Origin of the sequence: Planotetraspora mira, assembly GCF_016863275.1 — a bacterium.
Lineage (GTDB): Bacteria > Actinomycetota > Actinomycetes > Streptosporangiales > Streptosporangiaceae > Planotetraspora > Planotetraspora mira.
The window spans coordinates 224206-238183 of sequence record NZ_BOOO01000019.1 but is presented as its reverse complement, the minus strand read 5'-3'; the positions used below and the strand labels follow the sequence as shown (position 1 = coordinate 238183).

The following is a 13978-nucleotide window of genomic DNA, read 5'->3' as shown; positions in this document are numbered from 1 at the left end:
CTTCGCGTCGTGGCGGCCGGCGATCCCGCGCAGGGCTACTCCGCGAGAACGCCGAGCCGTACTCCGAGGACTCAGCGGTCGGCCAGGAGCTTGTGCAGGTAGCGCAACTGCTCCTCCACCTGGAAGGGGCCGCCGCCCTCGTGGTTGTTCCACGGCCAGACGCTGATCTCCTTCGGTCCCCGCCAGTGGTTGTAGGCGCCGAACACCGTGGACGGCGGGCAGATGTCGTCCATCAGCGCCACCGAGTACAGCGCGGGGACCTGGCCCCGGGAGGCGAAGTTGAGGCCGTCGAAGTACGAAAGCGTGCGGAACACCTGCTCAGGCGTGCCGCGCTGGGAGGCGAGGAAGCGAACGAGTTCCTGGTAGGGGTCGCGGCCCGTGATCTCCACGGCTCTGCGGAAGTGAGTGAGGAACGGCACGTCGATCAGTGCGGCCCGCACGCCGGGCCGTAGCGCGGCGACCGCCTGGGCGATGCCTCCGCCCTGGCTGGCACCCGTCACCACGATCGCCCCGGCGTCGACCGCGGGATGCCCGGCCGCCACGTCGACGGCGCGCGTCGCGTCGGTGAAGACCCGCCGGTAGTAGTAGGTGTCGGGGTCGAGGACGCCCCTGGTCATCATGCCCGGCGCATGCGGGGGGCCGCCCGCGTGCGGGTCGGCGGTGCTGCCCGGGTTCTGCACGTGCGCCGCGCCCTGGCCGCGGGTGTCGACCACGAGCGTGGCGTAGCCGGCCGACGGCCAGGTCAGGTGATCGTGCGCGAAGCCCCGCCCCCCGCTGTAGCCGATGTACTTCACCACGCACGGCAGCGGACCCTGCGCGCCGCGCGGGACCAGGAACCAGGCGTTCACCCGGTCGCCACCCCAGCCGGCGAAGTCGGTGTCGTAGACGTCGACGGCGGTGAGAGGGATGTCGTAGGGCGTGAACGTGGGGGACAGGTCGTGCTCGGCGGCCTCAGCGAGGGTCCTGGACCAGAAGGCGTCGAAGTCGGCGGGTTCGTCACGCGCGGGGAGGTAGTCACGGAGCTCTTCAAGGGGAAGGTCGAACAGCGGCACAGCGATCTCCAAGCGTCACAGGTGTCCGGACATTTCACCCCATCGGTTGGTTCGAGCGCCATCCCCTCGGAAACTCACCGCGAAATGCGACCGGTCGAAGACCGCAACCGGTATGCGATCTTCCGTGAGTAGTGACCGGGCTCGAACCGGCCGAGGAGTCACCGCGGCGCCGACTGGCCGGCGGTCATCCCGCGAGGGACACGGTGACGCCGCCGGAGAACATCGAGTCGTGCAGCTTGATGGCCTTGAGCTTGAAGTTCTTGGGCACGTCGAACAGTACGAAGCCCTTGACCGTGTTGCCGGGGTTGATGTTCTTCAGGAACCCGTTGGAGTCCTCCAGCCAGATGGCGGCGCCGGAGTCGGCGTCGTACTCGCGGTCCTTGGTGTCGATGAGCTTCTGCTCCGAGTCGCTGAACATCTGGGCCTCGTCGCCGATGTTCTTCACGGTCACGTGGACCAGCACGTACTGCCCCTGAGCCTTGGAGGCCGTATAACCCTGACCGACCTTGGACAGTCCCTTCTCGACCTTGGTGATTTTGAAGGAGAACTTGCCGTCCTTGACCACGTCACCGATGCCGGCCACCTTCGGCTTCTCCGCTTCCTCCTGCGGGGCCTCCTCCTTGGAGGTCTCCTGCTCGGGCGCGGCCACCGACGTCGCATCGGGACCGCTGCCGGAGGCGCCGGAGTCGGAGCCGCCACCGTTCACGAGCATGCCGAGAACGACCAGCCCCACGAGTACGGCGGCGCCGATCAGCATCGCCTTGAAGCAGCCGCCGCCCTTCTTCTGCACGATCACGGTCTGCGGGTACGGCTGCGGCTGAGGGTAGCCGTACGGGGCCTGGTTCTGGGGGTTGTCGTTCATGGGGGAGCTCCACAGTGAGGGAAGGGGAGCGCAAGGGGCATCGCGCCCCAATGCGGTCTGTCTCGATGGAGCACACTAGTGTCTGTGAACTCAACGCACAAACATGAACTTGTGTTGACTGGTATCGCGGTTTGATGTTCACATCTCGGGTGAGCGTGGGGTGGTTATGATCCGGCTGTCCGCGTGCGCGGGTGTTCTCCGGGCCCCTGGGAGGAACGGTGCAGGTCGCCGAGCGCTATCAGCTGCTCCAGCCGATCACGCGTGGAGGGATGGGCGACCTGTGGGAGGGGACCGACATCCGCCTGAACCGGCGGGTGGCCGTCAAACGGATCCGCCGGGATCGTCTCTCTGAGGAGACGATCCGCCGCTTCCGGCGCGAGGCCAGGCTCATGGCGTTGCTCCGTCATCCCGGTGTGCCGACGGTGTACGACTTCGGTGAGGACGCCGACGGGCTGTTCCTGGTCATGGAGTACATCGACGGCTGGTCCGTCGCCCATGTGCTCGACATGCACCGGCCGCTGCCGATTCCCTGGGTCGCGATGATCGGGGCGCAACTCTGCGCGGTCCTGTCCGCCACCCACGCGCAGCAGCTCATTCACCGTGATCTCAAGCCCGGCAACCTCATGCTCTGCCGTGACGGCAGCCTGGTCGTGCTCGATTTCGGGCTGTCCACGGTGCTGAACTCAACCGACTTCTCGAAGATCACACGCTCTATGGACCGGCTCGGCACCGACCGCTACATGGCCCCGGAAAACGTCACCGAGGGGAGGGCCGACGCACTGACCGACCTGTACGGCGTGGGCTGCCTCCTCTACGAGATGGCCATCGGGCAAAGGGTGTTCGAGGCCCCCACGATCGCCGTCGAAGTCAGGGGACACCTGTACAGCGAGCCGGTCTCACCGGTCGACATGGATCCGGCCATGCCGTACGAACTCGACCGATTGATCATGGAGCTACTGGAGAAGGAACCGGCGAAGCGCCCGCAGGCCGCAGAGGAAGTCGTGCACCGGCTTCTCCCGCTCGCCCGGGACCTTCCTCCGCTGCCCGGGGTGGTCGATCAGGCCGTCGCTCCGACCCAGCTCTATGCGGCGGTGCTCGCCCGGAGCCAGGGGTTCGTCCACCTCTGACATCCCGTCACCGGGTGAGGGCCAGCATCAGATCGGCGGCGGTGGGTCTGTTGCGAGGATCCTGTTCGAAGCAGCCGGCGAGCGGGGCCCTGAGCGGCAGCGGCAGGGCCGCCAAGTCGGGCTGAACCGACAGAATCTTGTGAACGATCTCCGGGAAGCTGGAGCCTGTGAACGCCAACTGCCCTGTCGCTCCGTAGAACATGGTCGACGCCCAGCTGAAGATGTCCCCGGCAGGGCCGGCCGGTTCGCCGTGGAGTTGCTCGGGTGACATGTACGGCGGAGTCCCCCGGAGGCCCCCGGTTGTCAGCGTCACGTGGTCGAGCGCCCGTGCGATGCCGAAGTCGATCACCCGAGGGCCGTCCGAGCCGATCAGGACATTGGCGGGCTTGAAGTCGCGGTGCACGACGCCCGCCGCGTGGATGCCCTTGAGCGCCGCCGCCGTCGCGATGGCCAGTCGGGTGAGGCTGTCACCGTCCAGGGGCCGTTCGTCGGCGACCAGCCGCTCCAGCGAGGGCCCGTGGACGTATTCGCTGACGATGTAGGCGCGATCGCCCATCATGCCCGCGTCGAGAATCCTGGCGGTGGAGTATCCGGGCACTCTCCGGGCGTTCGACACCTCCTGAAGGAAACGTCGTTGACCGTCGTCTCCACCGACGACGGGGTCCCGCAGGACTTTCACGGCGACAGGGCGTCCGTCCGGACCTTGGCCGAGGTAGACGATCCCCTGACCGCCTTCACCGAGCGTGCGTATCAGCGTGTAGTGGCCGAACCACCCGAGTTGGGAGGGTTGCGCACGCTGGGGACTCCACGCCGGTTGAGGGGTGGGATGAGGCGGTCCCTGTGGAGTGGTTCGAGGAGCATGCATGGGGCTGTGCCATGACACGGAATGGGGGATGGGGGCCGCCATGGCCGGCCCGAACACCGTCGACCGCAGGACCAGGGCGTGGATCGTTCCGCCCAGCATCACGACCAGGAGCAGGACGGCGGCGGCCACGTCCACGATCGGAGGGTCCGGCGTGGCGGGGTCCTGGTCGCTGTAGGTGTTGATGAGGGACATGCAGCAGATCAGTGTCACGCCGTAGCCGACCGCGGCGTAGCCCAGGTTGCGGCTCCTCAGCCGCACGGCCGCATGGCCGATGATGAACGGCGTCGACAGCCCTACGCAGCAGCAGAGCGAGCAGAGCGCCCAGGCGAAGCTGAGCGGCACGCCGAGGATGAACGGCCTGTCGGGGATACGCGCACGGGGCGAAGGGGGCGTGGCTGGAGGCACAGCGCGAATCATACGGATCATGGCTCAATGGAGCGGTCCTGGGCGATGGATGGCCAACCGTCATCGACGTAACTGTGAACTGAATGCACATCGATAGTGTGTAGACGTAGATGCATCGATCTATTACTGTGTCGGAGCGTGATCCAGGGCACACAGGCGCCTCCGGGATGGGAAACCGGTACCTGGCGTGAGCTGCCTGCATATCCTGGGCGAGTCGTGCTGGATCGATCTTTGAGGTCGCTGTCGAGGCAGGTGGGCGTGGATCCGTTAGAACGCTCCGATCCTCAGCGTCCTGCACGGCCGGGACGGGGCGAAGGTCCGCTCATCCGGTAGTTCCGAAATTGGGGTAATTCGCACATGTACGACGACAGCGCCACGGTCGCGGCAGCCGACATCGCCCGGCTGGCCGGTGTCGGGCGCGCCGCTGTCAGCAACTGGCGTCGCAGGTTCGACGACTTCCCCTCCCCGGTCGGGGGGACGTCGAGCAGCCCGTTGTTCTCGCTCTTCGACGTGGAGGACTGGCTCCGCCGCCAGGGCAAACTCGCCGAGATCCCGCTGGACGAGCGTGTCTGGCAGCAGTTGCGGGCGGGTGTCGAGGACCTCGGCCTGGCGGACGTCCTCGGTCATGTGGGCGCGTTCCTGCTCTTCCTCGACCGATATCCGAAGAAGTGGCAGGAGCTCTCCCGGCGGAAGGATGCCGGACTGTCCTCCGAGGAGTTCGCGGAGGAGAGGCTTCCCGGTGCATCTCGGGTCGACATCACCCTCTCCCTGTTGCGCGCCGTAGCCGAACTGGCCGCGGAGCGGGGCACCACGGCGACCTTCGACTTCCTGTACACCCGCTACCTCGAAGCCCATTCCAGACGGGTCGCCACATCGCCCGCCGGGGTCGCGGATCTCATGGTGGACCTCGTCGCGTCCGATGGTGGCACCGTCCTCGATCCGACCTGCGGGCTCGGGACGCTCCTGCTGGCGGCCGCGTCCTCGGGTGCGGCGAAGGTGGCCGGCCAGGATCGGGACGAGGCGGTGGCCCGGATCACCGCCGTACGGCTCACGCTCCACGGTCACGACGCCACCGTCCACGTCGGAGACTCGCTCCGTGACGACCGGTTCGGCCCCCTGCAGGCCGACGGCGTCGTCTGCAGTCCACCCTTCGGCGAACGCAGCTGGGGATATGAGGAGCTGGCCAGCGACGTCAGATGGCAGTACGGCCTGCCGCCCCGGGGCGAGCCGGAGTTGCCGTGGGTTCAGCATGGGCTGCACCACGTCAGACCAGGTGGGCACGTCGTCATCCTGATGCCGTCGGCCGCCGCGGACCGCCGCTCGGGCCGCCGGATCCGTGCCCAGTTGCTCAGGACCGGCACCCTGCGAGGCGTGGTCACGCTTCCGGTCGGAGCGGCGCCGCACGCCCTGGGATCCCCTCACCTGTGGATCTTGCGCAAGCCCGAAGCCGAGGACCCCATCCCGTCGCACGTCCTGATGATGGACGTCGCCGAGCTGCCGTGGCCTCGGATACGTGCGGAGGTGGTCAAGCGGTGGCAGGCCTTCTGCGCGTCGCCCCAGGTGGACGGAGCCGTGCCGCTCATTGACCTGCTGGACGAGGACGTCGATCTGACTCCGGCCTGCTATGTCGCAGGCGGACCGCCTGACAGCACCGGGCAGGAGTTCACGGCCGCCGTCGACGCCATGGTCGCCTCCGTTTCCGCGTTGCAGCAGGCCATGGAAGAGTTGCGGGCGTTCTCGCCGGACCGGGCCGAGCTGCCCAAGGCGACGATCGCGGAGCAGGCCAGGGCCGGGGCCATCTTCCTTCAGCAGGTGCCCAAGCACGAGCCTGTCTCGGGCGGTCTCCCCATGCTGACAGTGGAGGATGTGATCGCGGGCCGGGAGCCCAGCGGGCGCACCGCCGCCTTCGAGGACATGGTCACCCTGCGATCCGGCGACGTCGTCGTCCCCTGGGGAGGGCGCACTTTCGTCGCGCGCGTCGTACGCGAAGGCGGCGCCGTACTCGGCAGCGGGCTTCACCTGCTCCGCGTGGACCCTGAACGGGTGGACCCGGCATGTCTGGCCGGTTTCCTCAGACTGGCGGGAAAGCAGACCGCCGGACGCGGCCAGTCGGGCACCTCCCGCTCCGATATCAGACGGGTCGAGATCCCTCGGCTGCCCCTGAGCGAGCAGCGCCGGCTCGGCGAGGCATTCGAGAGGCTTGAGCGGGTCGAAGAGATCGTCAACGGCGTGCACGAACAGGGCGCCGCTCTGGTTCGGCTCGGATTCGAGGGCTTCGCCGGCGGGTCGTTGGTCGGGATCTAGCTCAATTGCATGGTTCTCTGTTAACTCGGCTCACACGCAATACAGTGGTGCCTCGTTAGTCACTGTTGCCCGGCCATGTATGTCCCGGCCAGCAGGTGGTCGTAAGCCTGCTTGCGTCTCGGCCGGCCCGGGCATCGGGGTGCTCCAGTTTGCGAAAGGAGCCAAGAGGTGTTTTTTGTGCCGCTACGCTCCGTGTGGGGGCGATGTGAACGCCCAGGTTGGAGGGCCCGGTGGTAGAGAACGGAGCGCCGATACTCACGTCGGCGAATGGGTCCGCATCCTCCGGAGTGGCGGTCGGGCGGGTGCTCGGCACGCAGGCGGCGTCACCGCTGTCGTTCTGGATCGGTATCGAACCCGGACAGGCCGTGCAGCTTGACGAGGTCGTCATCACTCGGCGAGATGTGCCCGGGCACGGCCCCGTGCTGATGGCGGGGATCGTCACGACGGTCGAGGCGCGGCACGAAGGCGCCAGCTTCGATTCGGACGTCTTCCTCATCGCGGAGGGCACCTTGCCCGCCGCCGTGGTGGAGTGCGCGGAGGTGCGGGTCACCCGGGTCGAACCGGAGGTCTTCGTTCCGCCGTCGCCGGGAGCGGTCGTCTACCGGGCCCAGGCCGCCGATCGGGACCAGGCGCTCTACTTCGACGTCATGGACCGGCGCATTCCGATGGGACTCGGACGTGACGGGCACCCGATGTACGTCAACTTCGACTTCCTCGACGGCACGCGCGGCGCACACGTGTCGATCTCGGGGGTCTCCGGTGTGGCGACCAAGACCTCCTTCGCCACGTTCCTCATCTATTCGATCTTCAACTCGGGTGTTCTCGAAGCGGAGTCGGCCAACACCAAAGCCCTGATCTTCTCGGTCAAGGGTGAGGACCTGTTGTTCCTCGACCACCCCAACGCCCGGCTCGACGAGGCCGCCACGAACATGTACGGCCGGCTCGGTCTGCCCGCCCGGCCGTTCCACAGCGTTCACGTGTTCGCGCCGCCGCGTCCCGGCGATCCCAACGGCGTCCCTCACGTGTCCGCCCGGACGCAGGGGGTCAGCGCCTTCTTCTGGACGTTGAGCGAGTTCTGCGACGAGGAACTGCTCCGCTTCGTGTTCGCCGACGCCGATGACGAGCGCGCTCAATACTCCCTGCTCGTGGGCGCGGTCGCGGCCCGCCTGCAGGCCTGGGCGACTCCCGCCGGCGACGGGGGAGCGGTTGTGATCACGGTCCCCGGAGGGGGCGGCGTCACCTGCCGCACCTTCGCCGACCTGGTCGACCACATCGCGGATCAGCTCACCGACGACGGAACGCGTGCGACGTGGGCGGGCGCGCAGGTGCCGCTCGGAACGGTGAACGCGTTCCTGCGCCGTCTCCGCGGCGCGGTGCGCGCGCTGGCGCCGATCGTTCGCGGGGAACTGCCTTCCGGCCGGCCACACTCGATCAGCACCTCGGACGCGCAGGTTTCGATCGTTGATCTGCACAACCTGCCCGAGAGGGCGCAGCGGTTCGTCGTCGGCGTGGTCCTGCGTGGCGAGTTCGCCCGCAAGGAGAGCAGCGGCACCGCTCGCCCCCTGCTGTTCGTCGTGCTCGACGAACTGAACAAGTACGCGCCGCGCGAGGGCGACTCACCGATCAAGGAGATCCTGCTCGACGTGGCCGAGCGTGGCCGCTCCCTGGGAGTGATCCTCATCGGCGCCCAGCAGACGGCCTCGGAGGTCGAGCGGCGCATCGTCGCGAACTGCGCCGTCCGGGTGGCGGGCCGGCTCGACCCCGCCGAGGCATCGCGTCCCGAGTACGGCTGGCTGCCGGCGATCTCCCGGGAACGTGCCACCATCGCCAAGCCGGGCACGATGTTCGTCGCCCAGCCCGAAATCCCGGTGCCCCTCGCGGTCACCTTTCCGTTCCCCGCATGGGCGACGCGGCCATCCGAGGCAGGCCCTGCCCCGAGCACCGCCGCCCGTCGTACGGTCGCCGACCCCTTCGCGGGGCTGCCCGGGGCCGACGACGACATTCCCCCCTTCTGAAGGAGCCGGATGAAAATCCTGCACACCGCCGACTGGCATGTCGGCAAGGTGCTCAAGGGCCGACCCCGGATCGACGAACACCGTGCTGTGCTGCGTGAACTCGTCGAGGTGGCTCGAGAAGAGGACGTCGACGCGGTCATCGTGGCCGGCGACGTCTTCGACACCTCCGCGCCCACGCCGGAGGCACAGTCCCTGGTGATGCCCACGCTGATGGAGTTGCGTGAAGAGGGGCGCGATGTGGTCGTGCTCGCCGGGAATCATGACAACCCTCATCTGTTCGATGTCTACCGGCCCGTGCTGGGGGCGTTGGGCATCCACGTCGTCGGCACCTTCCGGCGGCCCGGCCAGGGCGGAACTCTCTCGTTCACGGCACGCTCCGGTGAGCCGGTCCAGTTGGCCGTCCTGCCGTTCCTGTCACGCCGCTACGTGGTCCGCGCGGCCGAGGTGCTCTCGGGTACCGCCGCGGAACACAATCGCGACTACGCCGAACGGATCGCCATGTTGATCGGCGCCCTCACCAGGGACTTCTCCGCCGACACCGTCAACCTGGTCACGACACACGGCACGCTGCCCGGCGGGAAACTCGGCGGCGGCGAGCGCGAGGCTCAGTCGATCTTCTCTTATTACTTCGAGGCCACCGCCTTCCCGGCGTCGACGCAGTACGTCGCGCTGGGGCATCTCCACCGGCGTCAGCAGATTCCCGGGGCGTGCCCGATCTGGTACAGCGGTTCTCCCCTCGCGGTCGACTTCGGGGAGGAGCGGAACAGTCCGGGGGCGCTGCTCGTCACGGTGGAACCGAGCCGTCCGGCGGTGGTCCGCGATGTCGTCGTCGACTCGGCCCGCGCCCTGGCCACGGTGAACGGGTCGCTGGAGAAGCTCGAGGAGATGGCGGACGAGTTGGGCGAGACCTGGCTGCGCGTGATCGTTGAGGAGAGGCCCCGGCCCGGGCTCGCCGAGGCGGTGCGGGAGATCCTGCCGAATGCCCTGGACGTCGACATCGACGAGCGCTTCCGCCCGACGCGTCCGCAGCGCAGAGGGAGCGCGGGCAACGGGTCCCCGCGCAGTCCACGCGAGTTGTTCCGCGACTACCTGGCGGACACCGGCAGGGACGATGGCGAGGTCGCCGCCCTGTTCGACCGGCTGTATGACGAGGTGACGAGCTGATGCGCCCTCTGCGGCTTCACCTGGACAATTTCGGCAGCTTCCGCGAGGCGGTCACGGTCGACTTCGCCGACGTGGACTACTTCGCGCTGGTCGGGCCCACGGGAGCGGGCAAGAGCACGATCATCGACGCGATCTGCTTCGCCTTGTACGGAACCGTCCCGCGCTGGGGCAAGGAGAACGTCATCGCCCATGCGCTCTCGCCTTCGGCTGTCTACGGCAAGGTCGTGCTGGTCTTCGAGTCCTCCGGCCGCCGCCATGCCGTGGCGCGGTCTCTCCGGCGTGACGCCAAGGGCACGGTGCACACCAAGGAGGCCAGGCTCGACGAACTCGACCCCGGCGTGCCTTCGACCGCCGAGCTCGCCGAGATCATGGACGCGGTCGTGCGCCCGGTCGCCGAGGGCGAAGCGGTCAGCGACGAGGTTCAGAAGATCACGGGTCTCGAGTACAAGTTCTTCACGCAGTGCGTGGTGCTCCCGCAGGGCAAGTTCGCGGAATTCCTGCATGCCCGGCCCCGCGAGCGGCAGGACCTGCTGGTCCAGTTGCTCGACGCAGAGGTCTACGAGCGTATCCAGAAGCGTGCCGGGCGTGAGGAGGACCTGGCGAAGCAGGCCGCGGAGTTCGCTCGCAACGAGCTCTCCGGTCTCAGCGGCGCAGGTGAGGACGACGAGCGCGCCGCCGCCCGGCGGCTCGCCGCGCTGCGCGCTCTGCGTGACCGTATCCAGGGCGACCTCGGCACGCTGCGCGACCAGGAGGAATCCCTGCAGAGGAAGATCCGCGACAGGGACGCGATCGCCGAAAGGCTGGCCGCGCTCACCGGCCTCCGCATGCCCGACGACGTCCCGACCTTGGCGGGGGAGCAGCGCGAGGCGGAGAAGGGGATCGCCGCGCTCGGCATCGAGATCGGGCGGCTGGAGGCCGAGGAACAGCGTGCCGACGAGGAACTGACCGCTCTGGGAGACAGGGCGGCCCTCGCCGCCGCGCTGGCCGCCCTTGAGGAGCAGGCACGGAGGGAAGCCGACCTCGCGCAGGCCGAAGCGGAGGCACAGGAGGCGCAGACCGCGCTGGAACGGCTCGCCGGCGAGGCCGAGCAGGCTGACGCGGCGCTGGCGGCGGCCGAGCGCGGCCGGGACGAATCGCGTGATGCCCACGCCGCCGCGGCGCTCGCCGAGAAGTTGGTCGTCGGGGAGCCGTGTCCCACCTGTCTGAGCCCCGTCACCGACATCCCCCGGCATGCCGCCCTGTCCGATCTTCATACGGCGGAGCAGGAGGTTCAGGTCCGCAAGAAGCGCGCGGCCGAGGTCTCCTCCCGGCACCGTCAGGCCGAGAACGACGCCCACCACGCCGCGAAGCAGGTGCAGATCTGCGGTGAACGGCTGGCGGAGTCCCCGCAGGCCACGGGAGACCGGGCCGACCTCGAGGAGCGCCTGGTCGCCTGCCAGAAGGCAGAGCTCCGGGCCGCCGCGTGCAGGAAGAGCACACGGGAGTTCCGGGCGAAACTGGCCGAGGCCGAGCGGCGCGCAGGAGACCTGCGGAACAGGGCCGACCTTTCGTGGCGTGACCTGGACGCGGCTCGCGACACCGTCGTGGCGTTCGGCGCGCCGCCCCTGGATCGAAAGGATCTCGGGCGCGCGTGGGCCGAACTGCTCGCCTGGCGTGGTGAGGTCGTCGTCCGAGAGCGGGACGCCCTGGCCGTACAGGACGGGGAGATCGACGAGGGAGGCCGGCGGCTGGACGGGGAGCGGGCCGAGCTCCTCCGGCGGCTGGCGGAGCACGACGTCGCCGTTTCCGGTGAGGTCACACCCAGCGCGATCGGCGAGTTCGTGACCGCCGCCGTCACCCAGGCGGCGGCGCAGCTGGACCGGGTGAGGGAGAACCGCGAACGCGCCAGGCAGCTGGCCGAGTTCGCGGCCGCGAAGGAACAGGAGGCGAGAGTCGCCCACGAACTCGCGCTCCGGCTGCGTGCCGACGCCTTCGAACGGTGGCTGTGCTCCGAAGCGCTGGAGCTGCTGGTCGCCACTGCCTCCGACACCCTGCGGGACCTGACCGACGGCCAATACGAGCTGGCGGTCAGCCCCAAGAGCGACATCGAGGTCATCGACTACGGCGAGGCGGGGATGCGGCGCAGCGCTCGCACGTTGTCCGGTGGGGAGACGTTCCAAGCCGCGCTGGCCCTCGCGCTGGCTTTGTCGAGCCAGGTGGCGGGACTGTCCGCGGCCGCCGCCCGCAGCCTGGACTCGATCTTTCTCGACGAGGGGTTCGGCACCCTTGACCCTGCCACGCTGGACACCGTCGCCACCACGCTGGAACGCCTGGCCACAGGTGGAGAGCGGATGGTCGGGGTGGTCACGCACGTGCCCGCGCTCGCGGACAGAGTGCCGGTCCGCTTCGAGATCACCCGGGACGCCAAGGGCTCGCATCTGACGAAGGCGGCGCAGTGAGCATCGCGATCGGACACGGCGGGTTCACCGTCGACGCGTGGGACCCCGGGTACTCGGCGGCACTGGCCGCCGACGCGCTCGCCGAACTGGGCGCGACGAGCGCTGAGCTCGACCTGGACGTCGAGCTCCCCGCCGCCGACTGGCGTCCCGTCAGTCCCGCCCCCGACGCCGCGCCACCCGCGGTGATGTCGATAGCCGACGGCGTCCGCCGCATCGACGCCCGCGTCTGGAGCCACGACGCGGGCGTCGCTCCGCCCTCGCCGGGCGTCGCCGCCTCCTATGCCGCCGGGATCGTCCGCTGCGCTCCCGGCGGGGCCGCGCCCGCGACGCTCGCCGCCGTCGAGGTGCGCCGATCTCTGTTCACCGCCTCGCCGTACGCGTCGGACATCAAGACGACCGCCGGCATCTATCGAGTGGAGACCGCGGCCGACGACTCCATGGAGGGACTCTCCCTCGCTCTTCAGCAGCGGCTCACCGAGCTCGAAGTGGATCTCTCGGTTCGCGCCCGAGCCGATGACGCCGGTGAGGACGACCTGCTGCTCGTCGACGGGCCGCTCCGCGGTCGCACCCACCTGCCACGGACCGTGGGCTACATCAAGACGCACCACACGGCCTATCTCCCTGGGCCCCAGGCCGCCGTGGTCTCCGCGCTCGGTCCCGGGCAACGCACACCGGTCTTCCTCATGGGCACAAGCTGGCGCCGCCACGCCTGGTATGTGGCCCTGCCGATCCGATCGGCCGCGCCCTGGGCGGGGGTCGTGCGGTGCGAGAGCGGCGCGGACATGAAACCGGACGAGGCGGTGCGGCTCGCTGACGCGGTCACGCTTGCCCTGCCGTCCCTCGCGGGCGTGGACTACAAGGACCCGCGTGCGCCTCAGAATCTCGTCCCCATCGGCGGACTCGAGAAGCTCCTACGTCATCGGCTCGGCGATCCCCGTCTGCTCTACCGATCCCTGCGCGCCGCCGCCGACCGTTGAAACCTCCGGGGCTCACCGGCCGTTGGTCTAAGGGGCCGGCCGAGGGGAACCCATGGGCCGTGAGAAGACCGCAAGGCGGCGTAGGCAACGCCGGCTTCACCATCACAAGACGAACGCCGCCGCCGGATCGGACGCGATTCCCACCTATTCGGAGCTGTCGACCTGGGATCGGGTGTCCTCCTTTCACGGCGAGATCGCGATCGTGATGGTCCTTGCCGCCATCGTGATCGCGCTCGTCACGGCGTACGACTTCATGCGCGTACGTCAGGTGCTCGACCATGGAATCGTGTCCACGGCCGTCGTCGTCGGGATCGACGACACACGCCGGCATCGGTTCGATGGAACCGTCGTTCAATTCGCCACCCGGGACGGGGTGGTGATCAGGACAAAGGTCGGCACCTCTCGCTGGGAGGGGCGTCCGACTATGGGGGAAACCCGGCAGGTGATCTACGACCCGGCCGATCCGGCGGGCACCGTGGTGGACGCCGGGAAGAAACTGGTGCACCTCACCCATGTTCTGGGCGTCGCCGGGGTCGCCGTGCTCGTTCCCCTGGCCATCCTGATCTGGCGTCGAGGTCCCGGCCTGTTCACGCCCTCCTCGTCGCGGCGGAGAAGGTCCGCCGACATGTGACGGGCGCCGCTGATTCGTGTCCCCTCTACGACAGGCAAGGGCGGGCGGCGGCGCTCGCGGGCGCGCCGCGCACCGGCCGTATCTCGCACATGTGAGATCCATTGACACCGGATGAGGCGAGCAGTACGTTGCGCGGCA

General features: G+C 68.8%; 10 protein-coding genes. 7 read left to right on the top strand and 3 right to left on the bottom strand.

Annotation, left to right across the window (positions count from 1 at the left end; genetic code table 11):
• Nucleotides 1–71 precede the first annotated feature (71 nt).
• Nucleotides 72–1052, bottom strand: a complete 981-nt coding sequence (locus Pmi06nite_RS19110) for an acetylxylan esterase (protein ID WP_203954399.1) — start codon at nucleotides 1050–1052, stop codon at nucleotides 72–74.
• Between the two features lie 184 nt (nucleotides 1053–1236).
• A complete protein-coding gene (locus Pmi06nite_RS19105; protein ID WP_203954398.1) occupies nucleotides 1237–1914 on the bottom strand; it encodes a DUF4352 domain-containing protein in 678 nt (225 codons plus the stop codon).
• A gap of 218 nt (nucleotides 1915–2132) precedes the next feature.
• Between Pmi06nite_RS19105 and Pmi06nite_RS19100 the strand changes: the two genes are divergently transcribed.
• A complete protein-coding gene (locus tag Pmi06nite_RS19100) occupies nucleotides 2133–3041 on the top strand; it encodes a serine/threonine-protein kinase (protein WP_203954397.1) in 909 nt (302 codons plus the stop codon).
• A 7-nt stretch (nucleotides 3042–3048) separates the two neighbouring features.
• Here Pmi06nite_RS19100 and Pmi06nite_RS19095 read toward each other — a convergent pair whose 3' ends face one another.
• Nucleotides 3049–4311 carry a serine/threonine-protein kinase gene (locus Pmi06nite_RS19095; protein ID WP_203954396.1) on the bottom strand — a complete coding sequence of 421 codons (1263 nt, stop codon included), beginning with the start codon at nucleotides 4309–4311 and terminating at the stop codon, nucleotides 3049–3051.
• A 357-nt stretch (nucleotides 4312–4668) separates the two neighbouring features.
• On the opposite strand from Pmi06nite_RS19095, the gene Pmi06nite_RS19090 reads away from it, so the two are divergent.
• From Pmi06nite_RS19090 to Pmi06nite_RS19065, 6 genes are all read left to right on the top strand, one after another.
• The gene (locus Pmi06nite_RS19090) at nucleotides 4669–6615 is read left to right on the top strand and encodes an N-6 DNA methylase (protein ID WP_203954395.1); all 1947 of its coding nucleotides are present in this window, start codon (nucleotides 4669–4671) and stop codon (nucleotides 6613–6615) included.
• 287 nt (nucleotides 6616–6902) lie between these two features.
• On the top strand, nucleotides 6903–8630 hold the full coding sequence (locus Pmi06nite_RS19085) for an ATP-binding protein (RefSeq protein WP_203954394.1): 1728 nt from the start codon (nucleotides 6903–6905) through the stop codon (nucleotides 8628–8630).
• A 9-nt stretch (nucleotides 8631–8639) separates the two neighbouring features.
• Nucleotides 8640–9794: an exonuclease SbcCD subunit D gene (locus tag Pmi06nite_RS19080; RefSeq protein ID WP_203954393.1), complete on the top strand. Its 1155-nt coding sequence runs from the start codon at nucleotides 8640–8642 to the stop codon at nucleotides 9792–9794.
• A complete protein-coding gene (locus Pmi06nite_RS19075; protein WP_203954392.1) occupies nucleotides 9794–12232 on the top strand; it encodes an AAA family ATPase in 2439 nt (812 codons plus the stop codon). The genes Pmi06nite_RS19080 and Pmi06nite_RS19075 overlap by 1 nt, the downstream gene beginning before the upstream one ends.
• Nucleotides 12229–13209 carry a hypothetical protein gene (locus Pmi06nite_RS19070; RefSeq protein ID WP_239114015.1) on the top strand — a complete coding sequence of 327 codons (981 nt, stop codon included), beginning with the start codon at nucleotides 12229–12231 and terminating at the stop codon, nucleotides 13207–13209. The genes Pmi06nite_RS19075 and Pmi06nite_RS19070 overlap by 4 nt, the downstream gene beginning before the upstream one ends.
• Nucleotides 13210–13261: 52 nt before the next feature.
• Nucleotides 13262–13840 carry a DUF3592 domain-containing protein gene (locus tag Pmi06nite_RS19065; protein WP_203954391.1) on the top strand — a complete coding sequence of 193 codons (579 nt, stop codon included), beginning with the start codon at nucleotides 13262–13264 and terminating at the stop codon, nucleotides 13838–13840.
• Nucleotides 13841–13978: the final 138 nt, after the last annotated feature.